Source organism: Allobosea sp. 10L417, assembly GCF_056395485.1.
Window position 1 is genome coordinate 183,138 of the sequence record NZ_JBFTJP010000004.1, and the last position, 16,206, is coordinate 199,343.

The window sequence follows — 16,206 nt, forward strand, 5'->3', positions numbered from 1 at the left end:
AGACGGAACGCGGCAGACCCGGTTGAGCTTTCCCTTTCGTCGGCACCGTGCTCTAAAAACGCGATCAATCGGCCGGATGAGCCGAAGCGACGTTCAGGGAGATGTCATGAAAGCACTGTTCCGCAACAATCGTCTGGCCGGCTTCGCCGCCGCCGTCCTCATAGCTGCGGCTCCCGCGGCCGCTCGCGCCGAGGAATTCGTCAACATCCTGACCGGCGGCACCTCCGGCGTCTATTATCCGATGGGCGTCGCGCTCTCGAAAATCTACGGCGAGAAAGTGCCCGGCACCCGGCCGACCGTTCAAGCGACGAAGGCCTCGGTCGAGAATCTCGTGCTGCTGCAGCAGGGCAAGGGCGAGATAGCCTTCACCCTCGGCGATTCGCTCGATGCCGCCTGGAAGGGCGAGGAAGAAGCCGGCTTCAAGGCACCGCTGAAGAAGCTGCGCGGCGTTACCGCGATCTATCCGAACTACGTCCAGATCGTTGCCTCGAAGGATAGCGGCATCAAGACGCTGGCCGACCTCAAGGGCAAGCGCCTCTCGGTCGGCGCGCCGAAGTCCGGCACCGAGCTCAATGCCCGCGCCATCCTCGCCGCCGCCGGCATCACCTACAAGGATCTCGGCAAGATCGAGTACCTGCCCTTCGCCGAGTCGGTCGAGCTGATGAAGAACCGCCAGCTCGACGCCACCCTGCAATCGGCCGGGCTCGGCGTCGCTTCGCTGCGCGACCTCGCGACCTCCGTCGAGATCACAGTCGTGGAGGTGCCGGCCGCGACGGTCGACAAGGCGGGTTCTCCCTTCATCAAGGCGACCATCCCGGCCAATACCTATACCGGCCAGAGCGCGCCGGTTCAGACCGCGGCGGTCGTCAACTACCTTGTGACGCATGAGGGCGTGAAGGAAGACCTCGTCTACCAGATGACCAAGGCGATGTACGAGAATCTGGGCGACCTCGCCGCCGCTCATGCGGCCGGCAAAGCGATCAAGCTGGAAACCGCGCTGGAAGGCATGCCGATCCCGCTGCATCCGGGCGCCGCAAGGTACTTCAAGGAAAAGGGCCTGAAGGTCGGCTCCTGAGCCGCCTGAAAAGCCGTAGTCGCGGGCGGGGCCTCGGGGCCTCGCCCTTTTGTCTGGCGGGTGGACCCAGCGCATGAGCGAAGACAAGCATAAGCCCCTGGTCGTGCCGGATACCGGCGGCGTCCCTGTCGAGACGCAGCAGCCGATCGTCGATCCCGAGCACGGCCTGCCGCCCGGCTTCGGCCCGGGCTGGCCCGGACGCCTGCTGTTTTGGATCGCGGTAGCGTTCTCGCTCTTCCAGATCGCAACCGCCTTCAACGTCCCGCTCGATCATCGCTTTGCAGGCGTCGACATCATTGATCTGCTGCGCGCCACCATCGTTCTCTGGCTCGTCGCGATCCTGGCCCAGGCCGCACGCGGCAGGGCCTGGGCTGAGATGCTGCTGGCCTGGATTCCGATGGCGGTCGTCGTCGAACTGCTCGCGCGGTTCGGCGGTTCGGTGCCCAATCAGATCCTGCGCACCCTTCATGTCGGGATGCTCTGCCTGGTGGCTGGCGGCCTGCTTGCCCAGCACAAGAGTCATTCGCGCATGAGCGCAGCGATTGGCTGGGCGCTGGCCATCGCCGGCTTCGGCATCGGCCTCTATCACTGGTTCTTCTACGAGGACCTGGTCGCCCGCGCCGGCGAGGTCACGCAGGCCGATCTCGTTGTAGGCATCGCTGCGATCGCCGTCCTCTTCCTGATCTGCTGGCGTTTCATGGGCCCGGCCCTCCCGATCGTCGCCGGCCTGTTCCTCGCCTATTGCCTGCTCGGCAACTACCTGCCCTCGCCGCTGAACCACCGCGGCTACTCGCTGGAGCAGGTGATCGAGCATATGTCGTTCGGCACCGAGGGCATCTACGCGACGCCGACCGGCGTCTCGGCGACCTTCATCTTCCTGTTCATCCTGTTCGGATCGTTCCTGGAGCGGGCGGGCATGATCCAGCTCTTCACCGACGTCGCGATGGGCCTGTTCGGCAGCGCCCGCGGCGGCCCGGCCAAGGTCGCGGTCTTCTCTTCGGCGCTGATGGGCACGATTTCGGGGTCCGGCGTCGCCAACGTCGTCTCGACCGGCCAGTTCACGATTCCCCTGATGAAGCGCTTCGGCTATCGCGCCGCCTTCGCCGGCGGCGTCGAGGCGACGGCCTCGATGGGCGGCCAGATCATGCCGCCCGTGATGGGCGCCGTCGCCTTCATCATGGCCGAGACCATCGACGTGCCCTATGCCGCCGTGGTCCAGGCCGCCATCGTCCCCGCCATCCTCTACTACGCCGCGGCCTTCCTCGCCGTGCATCTCGAAGCCGGCAAGCGGGGGCTCATCGGCATGCCCCGCTCGGCCTTGCCGAGCGCAGGCAAGGCCCTGACCGAGAAATGGTATCTGATCCTGCCGCTCGCAGTGCTCGTCTACCTGCTCTTCGCAGGCTACACGCCGCTCTTCTCGGGTTCGGTCGGCCTTGCGCTCACCGTCGTCCTCATCCTCGGCGGCTCGTTTGCGCTGGGCATCGGGCCGGTCGCCGTGCGCGTGCTGTTCTGGGTCGGGCTTGGCCTGCTCTGCGGGCTGTTCTTCTGGTACGGCATCCTCGTCATCGTCGCGATGGTCGTCGGTCTCATCCTTGCGAACCTCTTCAGCAAGGGCGGCGCGGAGACGGTCGCAGCCTGCCGCGAGGCGCTGGCCGATGGCGCGCGTCAGGCGATCCCCGTCGGCGTCGCCTGCGCGATCGTCGGCATCGTCATCGGCACGATGACCCTCACCGGTGTGGGCACGATCTTCGGCAATGCGGTGGTCGCTGTCGGACGGGATTCGCTGTTCCTCGCGCTGATCCTGACGATGGTCGTCAGCTTGATCCTCGGCATGGGCATCCCGACGATTCCGAACTACATCATCACCTCCTCGCTCGCCGCGCCGATCCTGCTCAAGCTCGGCGTGCCGCTGATCGTCAGCCACATGTTCGTCTTCTATTTCGGGATCATGGCGGATCTGACGCCGCCGGTCGCGCTAGCCGCCTTCGCGGCGGCACCGATCGCCAAGGAGTCCGGCTTCAAGATCGGCTTCCAGGCTATCAAGATCGCAATGGCCGGCTTCGTGATCCCGTTCATGGCCGTCTACGACCCCGCCCTGATGTTGCAGCCGGTGCAGGGCCTGAGCGGCTTCGCCTATACGGGCGCGGCTACCTACATCATCGGCAAGGCGCTGCTCGCCATCTTCCTATGGGGCGCGGCCACGATCGGCTTCATGAAACGCGATCTGGTGCTGTGGGAGCGGCTGCTGTCCGCCGCGGCCGCCTTATCCCTCGTTCTGGCCCTGCCGGTCACCGACGAGGTCGGCTTTGCGCTCGCGGCATTGATGATCGGCCAGCATCTATGGCGCGCACGCGGCGCACCTGCCATCGCATGAGCCTGTGCCTCGCGGCCGGCGCGCTCGTCGTCGTGCTCGGCCGCGACGAGATCACACTGGGCTGGCGCCATTCGGTGCAGAAGACGCTGTGGGAGGAGGTCTGGCGGGAAACGCCCGCCGGGCTCGAAATCATCGAGGCCCGCATCGAAGGCTCGGGGGCCGGCATGGACCCGCCCGACGGCGCGAAGCTGATCGACGGCTTCTGGCGCTGGCGCCCGGCTCTGCCGCCACAGAAGGAGGTGGTGATGCGCCGTTCGGGCGCGACCGCCGACTGGCGCCTCTGCAGCGCCGGTCGGTGCCGTTCCATGGGAGACTACATGCCGGCCGAGGCCGACCCGGTCACGCTGAAGATTTGTGAGTGAACGGCACCGTTATTCTCGGGCGCAGCAGAGCGAAGACCCGAGAACATCAGGACGGGAAGGCTCTGGTTTCCGAGATGCTCGGGCCAATCCCGAGCATGACGCCGTCTCAGTCGACCTCGGTCAGGTGCTCGATCTTGAGCATCCGCCGCATCAGGTTGAGCAGACCGTAGGCCGCGAAGACCGAGAAGATCGCCATCATGATGTATTCGAAGATGGCGCCGAGATCGAACAGGCCAGCCAGCGCCCAGCCGGCCGCCAGCGCCACGCCGAAGAGCTCGACGGCGATCAGGATCCCGAACGAGGAGACCATGATCAGGTTGCGCCAGTTCATATGCCGTCCGGCCATGCTGTCCTTCCTTCACGCGCAGGCCGCCTCACGCCGCCATGCGCCCTAGGCACCTAGCGGAGCTTGCCGCCCCATGCAACAAATTCGCGCCCGCCACCCCCAGATGGGCATGATTCCGGAGCTTGAAAAGCCCTGATGCTGGATACGCCTGTCTTCGCCTCCGCCGCCGTGGCAGCGCCTCACCGCCTCGCCTCCGAAGCGGGGCGGGCCATTCTCGCCGAGGGCGGCAACGCCATCGAGGCCATGGTCGCCATGGCCGCGACGATCGCGGTAGTCTACCCGCATATGAACGCGATCGGCGGCGACGGCTTCTGGCTGGTTCATGAGCCGGGCGGCCGCCTGCACGGTATCGAGGCCTGCGGCCCGGCCGGCTCTCTCGCCACGATCGAACGCTACCGCGGCAAGGGCTACGACGCCATTCCCTCGCGCGGGCCGGAAGCGGCGCTCACCGTTGCGGGCGCCGTCGGCGGCTGGCAGCTTGCGCTCGATCTCTCGCGCTCGCTCGGCGGGCGCCTTCCGCTCCGCGAATTGCTGGCCGACGCTGTCAGCCATTGCCGCGAGGGCTACGCGGTTTCGGAGTCCGAGCTCGGCAACAAGCCCAACGAGCTGGAAGCCCTGAAGGCCGCGCCTGGCTTCGTTTCCAATTTCTGGGGAGACGGCGCCCCTCCCAAGCCCGGCGCCCGCCGCAGGCCGGAAGCGCTCGGCGCCGCCCTGCAACAGCTCGCCGATGCCGGGCTCGACGATTTCTATCGCGGCGATGTCGGCCGCGAGATCGCCGCCGACCTCGAACGCATCGGCGCGCCCGTCACCCGCGCCGATCTCGAACGCTATCGCGCGCGGAGCGTCGCGCCTCTGACGCTGAAGCTGCCCGGCCTCACCGTTTCGAACCTGCCGCCACCGACGCAGGGGCTGGCCTCGCTGATGATCCTCGGCATCTTCGAGCGGCTCGGCGCCACCAAGCTCGACAGCTTCGAGCATCATCACGGTCTGATCGAGGCGACGAAACGCGCCTTCGCCATCCGCGACCGCTACGTCACCGACCCGGCCGAGCTCGATCATCCGCCCGCCGACTTCCTGACCGATGCCGCGCTCATGCGCGAGACGGCAGCCGTCGACAGGAAGCGGGCGGCGAAGCTGCCGCTGCGCAATGGCGACGGCGACACGATCTGGATGGGCGCCATCGACGGTAAGGGCCTCGCCGTCTCCTATATCCAGTCGATCTACTGGGAATACGGCTCCGGCTGCGTGCTGCCGATGACCGGCATCCACTGGCAGAACCGCGGCGTCTCGTTCTCGCTCGACAGGAATGCCGCCAACCCGCTGAGGCCCGGCCGCAAGCCCTTCCACACGCTGAACCCGGCCTTCGCCCGCTTCGACGACGGGCGCATCCTGCCCTATGGCTCGATGGGCGGCGACGGCCAGCCCCAGTTCCAGGCGCAGATCCTGACCCGCTACCGCGCCGGCCAGAACCTCGCCACGGCGGTCGATGCGCCGCGCTGGCTCTTCGGCAAGACCTGGGGCGCCGGCTCGACCAGTCTCAAATTCGAGAGCCGCTTCGATTCCTCGTTGCTGGAACGGCTCGATGCCGCCGGCCATCCCGTCGAGGAGAGCGGCCTGGCCTATTCCGAGGGCTTCGGCCATGCCGGCATGCTGGTGAAGCACGCCAAGGGCCATGTCGAGGCAGTGCACGACCCGCGTTCGGACGGCGATGCAAGGGGGATCTGACGCATGACCTTTGACGATCCGTTTCGCTGCTTCGTTCCCTATCCCGATGCGCCGGTGAAGCATGCCGTCGCAGGGCCCCTTGCCGGGCTGACGCTCGCGGTGAAGGACCTCTTCGACGTCAAGGGCTATCCGACGGGGGCGGGTTCGCCGCTGGTGCTGGCGCAGTCCGGCATCAAGACGAAGACGGCGCCGATCGTGAAGGACCTGCTTCAGGCCGGCGCGCGCTTCGTCGGCAAGACCCATACCGACGAACTCGCCTTCTCTCTCAACGGCCAGAACGCGCATTTCGGCTCGCCGATCAATCCGGCAGCGCCGGAGCGGATCACCGGCGGCTCCTCCTGCGGCTCCATGGCGGCGGTGGCCGGGCGCCTCGTCGATATCGCCCTGGGCTCAGACACCGGCGGGTCGGTTCGGGCGCCCGCGAGCTATGGCGGCCTCTTCGGCATCCGCCCGACCTATGGCCGGCTTTCGCTGAAGCGGGTTTGGCCGCTGGCGGAGAGCCTCGACACGCCCGGCTGGTTGGCCCGCGACGGCGAGGTCTTCGCCCGTGTCTCCAACACGCTGTTCGATCTGGATCGGACCGAGCTGCCGGAAACCCCGCGCCTCATCATCGCCGACGACATGTTCGCCCAGGCCATCCCCGAGGCCGAGACGATCTTGCGCAATGTCGTGCAGCGCACGATTCCCGAGCTTGGCCAGCCCGAAGGCGTCAAGCTCGTCCGTGATCTCGACGCGCTCTACTGGGCCTTCCGCTGGATCCAGGGCCGCGAAGCCTGGTTGTCGGACGGCGCCATGATCGAGCGCTTCGCCCCGCCGCTGGGGCCGGGCGTGAAGGAGCGCTTCATCTTCTCGAAAGCGGTGACCGACGCCGAATATGCGCGTGGCGAAGCGACCCGCAAAACCTTCCGCGCCAGGCTTACGCGCCTTCTCGCCCGGGACGGCGTGCTGATCCTGCCGACCATGCCCGACATCGCCCCGTTGATCGCGGCGAAAGAGGCGGAGCTGGAGGATTTCCGCAACCGTGCACTGCGGCTGCTCTGCCTCTCCGGCCTGTCGGGCTTCCCGCAGGTCACGATTCCGGTGGCGCAGCGCGAGGGCGCGCCGCTCGGCCTGTCCCTGATCGGCCCGAAAGGTTCCGATCGCTCGCTCGTCGCCTTCGCGGTACGCTACGAACGCGCCGCACGCATCCGGATCGCCTGAGAGGATTTCGCCATGGGCGGACATCACCACCACGATCACGACCACCACGACAACCACTTCACCGCCATCGAAGCGCGGGTGAAGGCGCTGGAAACGCTGATGGTCGAGAAGGGCTATGTCGACCCGGCCGCGCTCGACGCCATCATCGACACCTACGAAACCAAGATCGGCCCTCGCGACGGCGCCCGCATCGTCGCCAAGGCCTGGACCGACCCGGCCTTCGCCGAGCGCCTGAAGGCGGACGGCACGGCGGCAGCGGCCGAACTCGGCTATGGCGGGCGCGGCGGCGAGCATATCGTCGCCTGCTTCAACACGCCCGAGCAGCACAACCTCATCGTCTGCACGCTCTGCTCCTGCTATCCGTGGCCAGTGCTGGGGCTGCCGCCAGTCTGGTACAAATCCCCGCCCTACCGCGCCAAGGCCGTGATCGACCCGCGCGGCACGATCGCCGATTTCGGCGTGACGCTGCCAGAGGGCCAGCGCATCCGCGTCTGGGATTCGACGGCCGAGACCCGCTTCATCGTCATCCCCATGCGCCCCGCCGGAACCGAGGGCTGGAGCGAGGAAAAGCTCGCCGGCATCGTCACGCGCGATTCGATGATCGGCACCGGTCTGCCGAAGGTGGAGGACGCCGCATGAACAGCGCCCATGATCTCGGCGGCCAGATGGCCTTCGGCCCGGTCGTTCCCGAGCCGAACGAGCCGGTCTTCCATGGCGACTGGGAAAAGCGCGTGCTCGCCATCAATGTCGCGGCCGGCGCGATGGGCGCCTGGACAATCGACGAGATCCGCCACGCCCGCGAAAGCCTGCCACCCGCACAATATCTTTCCTCGACCTATTACGAGATCTGGCTCGCCGCGCTCGACAAGGTGCTGGTCAAGCACCGCTTCGTGAGCGCCGACGAGCTCGCCAGCGGCAAGCCGGCACCCGAACGCCGCGAGCCCAAGCGCGTGCTCAAGGGCGAGGAGGTCGCCGGCGTCCTGCGCCGCGGCTTCCCCTATGAGCGCGAGGCCGCAGCGCCGGCGCGCTTCGCCGTGGGCGACAAGGTCCGCACCATCGTGATGCATCCGCAGCACCATACCCGCCTGCCGCGCTATGCCCGCGGCAAGGAAGGCGCGATCGAACGCATCGTCGGCTGCCACGTCTTCCCCGATACCGGCTCGCAGGGCCTGCCCGAGACGGCGCAGTGGCTCTACACAGTAGTGTTCACCGGTCCGGAGCTCTGGGGCCGCGACGCCGACCCGACCTCCACCGTCAGCATCGAGGCCTGGGAGAGCTATCTTGAGCCGGCCTGAGACCGATCTGGCGGCGGCTCTCGCCGCCGCCACCCCGATCCCCCGCGATGCCGAAGGCCCGGTCTTCGCCGAACCCTGGCAGGCCCAAGCCTTTGCCCTCGTCGTGGCCCTCCAGAACAGGGGCGTCTTCACGGCGGATGAATGGGCGCAGGCGCTCGGCGCGGAAATCCGCGAAGCGCTGGCGGCCGGCGGTTGCCGCGACGGCTCGGATTATTACGAGCGCTGGTGCGAGGCGCTGGAGCATTTATTGATCGAGAAGGGCCTGACCTCCCATGACGGCGTCGACGCGCTCGCCGCCGCCTGGGCCCGCGCCGCCGAGGCGACGCCGCACGGAAAGCCGATCCTGCTGGAGAATGACCCGCTGCGTTAGTTCGCCGTCATGCTCGGGCTTGACCCGAGTATCTCGGAAACCAGTGTCCTCTGGTCACAAGATTCTCGGGTCTGCGCTTCGCTCCGCCCGAGAATGACGCTAACCCCTCAGCTCCCCATCCCGCCGAGCCAGAGCCCGGTGAAAAGCGCCGTGCCCAGCACGGCGACGAAGGCGGCGGCGAGAAGTTCGAGCCCAGCAAGCAGCCGGGCCGAACGCAGGCTGCCGCCGCCAGCGAATTTCAGTGCCGCGAATTTGAAGAAGACCGCGCAGGCCGCGAGTGCTCCGGTCGTGATTGCGGTGCCCAGCGCCATGGCGAAACTCGCTGCCGCGCCGGCCCAGAACAGTCCCTGCGAGGCTGCGAAGACGAGGATGATCAGCGCCCCCGCGCAGGGGCGCAAGCCCGCCGCCAGCACGACGCCGGCCATGTCCCGCCAGCCGCTGAGCCGCGACACCTGATCGGCATCCGGCATATGGACATGGTCGCAAGCCGCTGGATCATGTGCCGCGCCTGCCTCAAGTGCGATCAAGGCTCCAGACTTGCGCCAGAGCATCAAGAGCCCGACCAGCGCCACCAGGAGGAAGCTACCTTGCTCGATCACGGTGGTCGCGGCATTCATCTGCGTCGCAGTGACCCGCAGCAGCAGCGTCGCCACCGTCACGATCGCGATGGCGACCAGTGCCTGCAGGATCGCGGCGGCAAAGCTCAGGCCCAGGCCCCGCTTCAGGCTGCGGTTGTCGGCGACGATGTAACCGGAGATCACCGCCTTGCCATGTCCCGGCCCGGCCGCATGGAAGACGCCATATCCGAAGGAAAGCCCAAGCAGCCCCCAGAGCGCGCCCGGCGCAGTCGCGATCGCCTTCAGCGCCGCCGTCAGCTCGCGGTAGAAGCTCGATTGCCAGGCGATCAGCAATGCGCCGAATCCGGTCGTGGACGGCAGCGCTTCACGCGGCAGAGCCGTGCCGAACGGGTTGCGCGGTGGTGGCGGGGGCGGCGGGCTTACGCTCGCGATCAGCATGGCGAGCAGCGTAACCACCCCCGCGACGAGGAGCAGCGCCAGCGCGCATGCCAGAAGCCGCCGCGAGAGCGCCGCACCCGCGGGGCGCGCGGTATCCGCCGGCGTCAGGGACATGCGACCAGCGCCCGTGTCGTGACTTCGAGCCCGCCGACATCCGGTGTCGCGGTGATGTCGGCCTCGGCGAGGCGCTTCTGCGTGGCATCGTCGAGCTTGGGCGGGCGGTTGACCCGCACGACGCAACCTTGCGGCGCGCCCTTGGTGACGACCGCATCCGGCGCATCGACGATGTCGAAGGCGACGAAGTAAGTGGGGTCGCCGATCTCGATACCGAAGGAGCGCGCCTTCGCCGGAGTCTTCAGCGGCAAGGTGAAGACCAGCGTCAGCACCTTGTTGTCGAAGGACATGACCTGCTCGCCCGGCGTGCCGAATTCCTGCTTGCGGCCATTGAGCTTGGCTGCGGTGAAGAACTCGACATCGGGCAGCGATTCGACATTGATCTTGGCGAGGTCTGCGAGCTCGTCCGAGCTCAGCTTGCCGTCGCCATTCTTGTCGAGCCCCTGGGTGATGTAGGCGGAGTAAGCCTCGTCGAAGCTCCAGTGATGCCGGATCGCTTGGACCGAGCCATCGGGCGCGAAGACGATTTCGGCCTTCGCATTGACGAAGACATGCGGATGCGCAGCCGCCTCGCCCGCCACGAGGGCGGCCAGCAGGAACCCGGACAGGGCTGTCAGACGGGCTCGGCACGTCACAGGCGAAAACCTCCACAGTCCCGGCACGCTGGGTGGATCATGGTTAAGCGATCGTCAACAGCCGTGACGGGCGTGCGACAACCGCAACAGCCATCCCCGCCAAACAGGGCCAAATCGCGGCGCTTCCCCAGGGACGTGCAGCGGCTGCTCCCACAAGCCCATTGGACCCCGCCGCGAAAACTGGAATGATACCAGATCAATTGACCGCCTCCGGTCGATATGTCAGCATCACTGACATATTTGCCGCAAAGACGGCGAAGCATGAGGCCGGGACTACCGGCCCGTCGGCGGGAACGACGATCCGGGAGGCCGAGCATGGCCGAGATACCGCGTAAATCCGGCACCGAGGCGGCAGCGCTGCGCCAGATCGGACTGCGCAGCGTCGCGCTCGACGACAAATACGATCTCGACAAGCGTGAGGTCTTCCTCACCGGCACGCAGGCGGTCGCCCGCATGCTGCTGATGCAGCGCGAGCGCGACCGGCAGGCCGGGCTCGACACGGCCGGCTTCGTCTCCGGCTATCGCGGCTCCCCGCTCGGCGGGCTCGACCAGCAATTGATGCGCGCGGCGAAACCCCTCAACGCGGCAAATATCGTCTTCCAGCCCGGCCTGAACGAAGACCTCGCCGCCACCGCGATCTGGGGCACGCAACAGGCCGGCCTGAGCGGCGAAGGCAAGCATGATGGCGTCTTCGCGCTCTGGTACGGTAAGGGGCCGGGCGTCGACCGCTCTGGCGACGTCTTCCGCCACGGCAACATGGCCGGCACCGACCCCAAGGGCGGCGTCATCTGCCTCATGGGCGACGACCACACGGCAGAGTCCTCTACCAACGCCCACCAGACCGAATTCGTCCTGGTCGACCGGATGATGCCGATCCTCAACCCGGCCGGGGTGCAGGAGATCATCGATTACGGCCTGCACGGCATCGCGCTCTCGCGCTTCGCCTCGGTCTGGGTCGGCATCAAATGCGTGAAGGACAACATCGAATCGACCGCCTCGATCGACGGCGCCCTCGATCGCGTCGAGATTGTCACGCCAACTGACTATGTTCCGCCGCCCGGCGGCCTCGCCATCCGCCGTGAGCTCGATTTCGTCGAGCAGGAGCGCCGGATGCATCTCTACAAGCGCGATGCGATGCTGGCCTATCTGCGCGCCAACAAGCTGAACCGCATCGTCACCCATGGCGGGAAGAAACCACGCATCGGCATCGCCACCGTCGGCAAGTCCTATCTCGACGTGCAGCAGGCGCTGGCCGATCTCGGCATCGACGAGGTCCGCGCCAATGATCTCGGCATCCGCCTGTTCAAGCTCGCCTGCCCCTGGCCGATCGACCCGGCCGAGCTGAAATCCTTCGCCAAGGGCCTCGACCTGATCATGGTGGTCGAGGAGAAGCGCTCGCTGATCGAGGTGCAGGTCCGCGAGGAGCTTTACGGCGCCAAGCACCAGCCGATGGTGATCGGCAAGAAGGACGAAAACGGCGAATGGCTCTTCCCGGTCCATGGCGCGCTCGACCCCAACGATATCGCGATCGCACTGGGCGGGCGTCTGCTCCAATATCGCGACGATCCCGCCCTGCGCGTGCGGCTGGAAGAGATCGCCAAGGCGCAAGGCCGCCTCTCCGAGGCGCAGGAGATCGCGAAGCGCACGCCCTATTTCTGTTCGGGCTGCCCGCATAATTCCTCGACCGTGGTGCCCGAGGGCTCGCGCGCCTATGCCGGGATCGGCTGCCACTACATGGTGCAGTGGATGGACCGCGACACGGCGGGCTTCACCCAGATGGGCGGCGAAGGCGCGAACTGGGTTGGCGAAGCGCCGTTCTCGAAGCGTGGCCATGTCTTCCAGAATCTCGGAGACGGCACCTACACTCATTCCGGTTCGCTCGCGATCCGCTGGGCGGTCGCGAGCGGCGTCACCCTCACCTACAAGCTGCTCTATAACGACGCCGTCGCCATGACCGGCGGACAGCAGGCGGAAGGCCATCTCTCGCCCGACCAGATGGCGCGGCAGGTCGCGGCCGAGGGCGTCGCCCGCATCGCCGTCGTCAGCGACGACCCCGGCAAATATCCGCCGGGCACGCAATGGCCGGCCGGCACGACGCTCCACCACCGCGACGAACTCGACGCCGTCCAGCGCGAACTCGCCACGGTCTCCGGCGTCTCGCTGCTGCTCTACGACCAGACTTGCGCCACCGAGAAGCGCCGCCGTCGCAAGCGGGGCGCCTACCCGGATCCGGACAAGCGCGTGATCGTCAACGAGCTGGTCTGCGAGGGCTGCGGCGATTGCGGCGTGCAGTCGAACTGCGTCTCGGTGCAGCCGCTCGAAACCGAATTCGGCCGCAAGCGTCAGATCGACCAGTCCAACTGCAACAAGGACTTTTCCTGCGTGAAGGGCTTTTGCCCGTCCTTCGTCACGGTCCATGGCGCCAAGCCGAAAAAGGCCGATCCGCTCAGGCTCGACGCCTCGGCGCTCGGCGAGTCCGAACTGCCCGAGCCTGTCGTACCGGCGCTCGACCGCAGCTTCGCGGTGATCGTGACCGGCGTCGGCGGCACCGGCGTCGTCACCATCGGCGCGATCCTGGGCATGGCCGCTCATCTCGAAGGCAAGGGCTGCGGCATGATCGACATGGCCGGCCTCGCCCAGAAGGGCGGCGCCGTCTTCAGCCACGTCAAGCTCGCGCCGCATCCGGACGACATCCATGCCATCCGCGTCGCCGCCGGTCAGGCCGACCTCGTCCTCGGCTGCGACCTCACCGTCACCGGCTCGAAGAAGGTGCTCGGCGCGATCCGCCCCGAGCGCGGCACGGTCATCGTCAACACCGCCGAGAGCCTGCCCGGCGATTTCACCCGAAACGCCGATTTCTCTTTGCCGACCGAGCGGCTGAAGCGCGCGATCCTGTCGGCTGCCGGCCGCGACCAGACGCATTTCCTCGACGCCACCGCCGCTGCGGTGGCCTTCCTCGGCAATGCCATCGCCGCCAACATGTTCATGCTCGGCCATGCCTGGCAGCTCGGCGCCGTCCCGCTCTCCCGCGAAGCGCTGCTCCGGGCGATCGAACTCAACGGCGAAGCCGTCGCCATGAACCGGCAGGCCTTCGAACTCGGCCGCCGCGCCGCGCATGATCCGCAGGCGCTGGCCGGGCTCCTCTCGCAGAGCAAGGCGGCGACACCGGCCCGCCAGCTTTCGCAGACGCTCGACGAGATCATCGAGCGCCGCGTCGCCTTCCTTACCGCCTATCAGAATGCGGCTTATGCGGCGCGCTACCGCCATCTCGTCGCCCGCGTGCAGACGCGGGAAGCGGCGGTCACACCCGGCCAGACCGCGCTGAGCGAAGCCGTTGCCCGCAACCTCTTCAAGCTGATGGCCTTTAAGGACGAGTACGAAGTCGCGCGGCTCTACAGCGACGGCGCCTTCCGCAAGCAGGTCGCCGCGACCTTTGAAGCAGGAGGAAATCACGGCAAGCCGCTGCGCTATGAGTTCCATCTCGCGCCACCTTTGCTGGCGAGGCGCGACCCCAACACGGGCCTGCCACGCAAGATGAGCTTCGGCCCGTGGATGATGGGGGCCTTTTCCGTACTGGCGAAGTTCAGGCGCCTGCGCGGTACGGCCTTCGACCTCTTTGGCTATACGGAAGAACGTCGCACCGAGCGCCGGCTTGTTGCGGATTACGAGGCGCTGTTGAACGAGCTGCTGCCCAAGCTCGCACCCGAGAACCACGCGCTTGGCGTGGCGTTGGCCGCAATCCCGGAGAAAATCCGCGGCTTCGGACACGTGAAGGAACGGCATCTCAAGGCGGCGAAGGCGGAAGAGGCGACGCTGCTGGCACAGTTGCGCGAGGGCGGCTCCGCCCCTGCCTTGCCGCAGGCCGCAGAATAAGCTGGCACGAGTCCCGCTTCGTCATGCTCGGGCTTGACCCGAGCATCTCGTGATAGGAAGGCTCAGGAGCCTCTTCCTGAAGGAGATTCTCGGGTCTACGCTTCGCTTCGCCCGAGAATGACGCCACGCCGCCCGAAGCCTATCTCTCGCCAACCCGGATCACCGCCACCTTGATCAGCCCCGAGGAACTGCGTGCCATCGCCTCATGGTCCCATGACCTGTCGGACGACGAGTTCGACGAGGCGCGGCGCGGCATCTCCTTCAAGAGCTATGGCAAGGGCGCCTCGATCTGCCATGTCGGGGACCGGCTGGAATCCTGGACCGGCGTGGCCGAAGGGCTGGTCAAGATGGCGACCACCTCCAAATCCGGCAAATCCGCCACGCTTGCCGGCCTGCGCGCCGGTGCCTGGTTCGGCGAGGGTACTGTGATCAAGGCCGAACCGCGCCGCTACGAATTGGTGGCGCTGCGTGAGTCCCGGATCGCTTTGATGCGCCGGTCGACCTTTCTCTGGCTGTTCGAGCATTCGGCAGCCTTCAACCGCTTCCTCGTCCACCAGTTCAACGAGCGCCTCGCCCAGTTCATCTCGCTCGCCGAGACGGAGCGCACGCTCGATTCCACGGGGCGACTCGCCCGCAACCTCGCCTGGCTGTTCAACCCGATCCTCTATCCCGATCTCGGCCGCACGCTGGCGGTCTCGCAGGAGGAGCTCGGCATGCTCGCCGGCATCTCGCGCCAGATGGCCAATCAGGGCCTGGCCAAGCTCGCCGATCTCGGCCTGATCGAATTGGGCCATGGCAGCATTACCATCCGCGACCTCGACAAGCTCGCCCGCTACGAAGGTTGAGGGTTCTCGAAAGGGCACCAAATCGCATCTCGCGCGTTGCCTTTCCCGAACAGCCCTGTGCTGAGAAAGGAAGTTTCGAGATGTTTGGCTTCTTCGATCTGTTCATGAAGCGGGTCAACGACCAGGCGGCCGAATACGCCGCCGCTCAATCGGACATCGCCCGGCGAGTCTGGGGCGATTGGGCCGACCCCTTCCAAATCCTCCAGCCGGTCAAAGTGAGTGTCGATCGCCGTGCAAGCCCGGGGACGCCGCGCCGCGTCCAAGCCGGAAGGCGAGGGCCTTTCTGAACGGCAGCCGACCTGCCCGTTCAGGCTTCATTGGGTCCGTTCCAGGTCCAATGAGGCACATCGACTGAAGGAGAGACCATGCGTAGAATTTTGATGGCCGCCGGCCTCGCTCTGGCTGCGATCGCGGCCACGCCGGCCAGCGCCGCACCGCACGCCATTCCACAGGCCGAGGCGTTGAACCGGCTGCCCGCCGAATATACCCGCCACACCCGCGAACACCGCGAATGGGAAATCCAGCGGAACATGGAGCGGCAGCACAGGCGCGACTCTTACCGCCACGGGCGCGGCTATGATCGCGGCCACCACTACGGCCGGCGCTATGGCGGCCCACCGCCGCATGCTCCGGCCCACGGCTACCGCCGGAACCACTATCACCGCTACTGACCGCTTCGCCACGATCTCGATCGGCCCGCAGCTCACCCGAGTTGCGGGCCGTTTTTTTGCGTAAGACTTTCGTCCCAGGCACAGGATCACGTCGCCACGCCGTGCGGCAACAGCCCAAAATCCATAGCGGCAAAAAGGAAATCCGAGCGAAAACCGGCGCAGTGCGCCAATGATCAAACCTCGGCGGGACAATATTCACAAAAAGGCGAATTGTCTGTCAAGCGCCTCCTTGCGAAGATCGTGCCCGGCTGCAACTCTTGCATGACAACGAGACCGGGAACCGGCTCACAGGAAGTCGCCACGAC

At 66.8% G+C, this 16,206-nt stretch carries 14 protein-coding genes; 11 read left to right on the forward strand and 3 right to left on the reverse strand.

Annotated features, from left to right (window positions below; translation table 11 throughout):
• The first annotated feature begins 106 nt into the window (after positions 1-106).
• The 3 genes from AC1DE3_RS13225 to AC1DE3_RS13235 all read left to right on the forward strand — a co-directional run bounded on the left by AC1DE3_RS13225 (position 107) and on the right by AC1DE3_RS13235 (position 3,811).
• The gene (locus tag AC1DE3_RS13225; RefSeq protein WP_441511701.1) at positions 107-1,075 is read left to right on the forward strand and encodes a TAXI family TRAP transporter solute-binding subunit; all 969 of its coding nucleotides are present in this window, start codon (positions 107-109) and stop codon (positions 1,073-1,075) included.
• A 73-nt stretch (positions 1,076-1,148) separates the two neighbouring features.
• Entirely contained in the window at positions 1,149-3,449 is a 2,301-nt protein-coding gene (locus tag AC1DE3_RS13230; RefSeq protein ID WP_476796965.1) for a TRAP transporter permease, read from the forward strand.
• A complete protein-coding gene (locus AC1DE3_RS13235) occupies positions 3,446-3,811 on the forward strand; it encodes a DUF1850 domain-containing protein (RefSeq protein WP_476796966.1) in 366 nt (121 codons plus the stop codon). Before AC1DE3_RS13230 ends, AC1DE3_RS13235 begins: the two co-directional genes overlap by 4 nt.
• Before the next feature lie 106 nt (positions 3,812-3,917).
• Here the strand turns inward: AC1DE3_RS13235 and AC1DE3_RS13240 are convergent, their stop codons facing one another.
• A complete protein-coding gene (locus AC1DE3_RS13240; protein ID WP_441469324.1) occupies positions 3,918-4,157 on the reverse strand; it encodes a hypothetical protein in 240 nt (79 codons plus the stop codon).
• Positions 4,158-4,292: 135 nt separating this feature from the next.
• On the opposite strand from AC1DE3_RS13240, the gene AC1DE3_RS13245 reads away from it, so the two are divergent.
• Genes AC1DE3_RS13245 through AC1DE3_RS13265 form a run of 5 tightly spaced genes read left to right on the forward strand, consistent with a single transcriptional unit; the run spans position 4,293 to position 8,747 of the window.
• A complete protein-coding gene (locus tag AC1DE3_RS13245; protein WP_476796967.1) occupies positions 4,293-5,882 on the forward strand; it encodes a gamma-glutamyltransferase family protein in 1,590 nt (529 codons plus the stop codon).
• Between the two features lie 3 nt (positions 5,883-5,885).
• Positions 5,886-7,082: an amidase gene (locus tag AC1DE3_RS13250; RefSeq protein ID WP_476796968.1), complete on the forward strand. Its 1,197-nt coding sequence runs from the start codon at positions 5,886-5,888 to the stop codon at positions 7,080-7,082.
• Positions 7,083-7,094: 12 nt separating this feature from the next.
• Positions 7,095-7,721, forward strand: coding sequence for a nitrile hydratase subunit alpha (gene nthA, locus AC1DE3_RS13255; protein ID WP_441511696.1), 627 nt, complete (start codon positions 7,095-7,097; stop codon positions 7,719-7,721).
• Positions 7,718-8,377: a nitrile hydratase subunit beta gene (nthB, locus tag AC1DE3_RS13260; protein WP_476796969.1), complete on the forward strand. Its 660-nt coding sequence runs from the start codon at positions 7,718-7,720 to the stop codon at positions 8,375-8,377. Before nthA ends, nthB begins: the two co-directional genes overlap by 4 nt.
• Positions 8,364-8,747 (forward strand): nitrile hydratase accessory protein, encoded by a 384-nt coding sequence (locus AC1DE3_RS13265; protein WP_441511694.1) that lies wholly within the window; start codon positions 8,364-8,366, stop codon positions 8,745-8,747. Before nthB ends, AC1DE3_RS13265 begins: the two co-directional genes overlap by 14 nt.
• Positions 8,748-8,854: 107 nt before the next feature.
• Here the strand turns inward: AC1DE3_RS13265 and AC1DE3_RS13270 are convergent, their stop codons facing one another.
• Both AC1DE3_RS13270 and AC1DE3_RS13275 read right to left on the reverse strand, forming a co-directional pair.
• Positions 8,855-9,877: a nickel/cobalt transporter gene (locus tag AC1DE3_RS13270; protein ID WP_476796970.1), complete on the reverse strand. Its 1,023-nt coding sequence runs from the start codon at positions 9,875-9,877 to the stop codon at positions 8,855-8,857.
• Entirely contained in the window at positions 9,868-10,512 is a 645-nt protein-coding gene (locus AC1DE3_RS13275) for a DUF1007 family protein (protein WP_476796971.1), read from the reverse strand. Before AC1DE3_RS13275 ends, AC1DE3_RS13270 begins: the two co-directional genes overlap by 10 nt.
• A 315-nt stretch (positions 10,513-10,827) precedes the next feature.
• On the opposite strand from AC1DE3_RS13275, the gene AC1DE3_RS13280 reads away from it, so the two are divergent.
• The 3 genes from AC1DE3_RS13280 to AC1DE3_RS13290 all read left to right on the forward strand — a co-directional run bounded on the left by AC1DE3_RS13280 (position 10,828) and on the right by AC1DE3_RS13290 (position 15,901).
• Complete coding sequence (locus AC1DE3_RS13280) at positions 10,828-14,385, forward strand: indolepyruvate ferredoxin oxidoreductase family protein (protein WP_476796972.1); 3,558 nt, start codon at positions 10,828-10,830, stop codon at positions 14,383-14,385.
• A 170-nt stretch (positions 14,386-14,555) separates the two neighbouring features.
• On the forward strand, positions 14,556-15,230 hold the full coding sequence (locus AC1DE3_RS13285; RefSeq protein WP_476796973.1) for a Crp/Fnr family transcriptional regulator: 675 nt from the start codon (positions 14,556-14,558) through the stop codon (positions 15,228-15,230).
• A gap of 365 nt (positions 15,231-15,595) precedes the next feature.
• The gene (locus tag AC1DE3_RS13290; protein ID WP_476796974.1) at positions 15,596-15,901 is read left to right on the forward strand and encodes a hypothetical protein; all 306 of its coding nucleotides are present in this window, start codon (positions 15,596-15,598) and stop codon (positions 15,899-15,901) included.
• Positions 15,902-16,206: the final 305 nt, after the last annotated feature.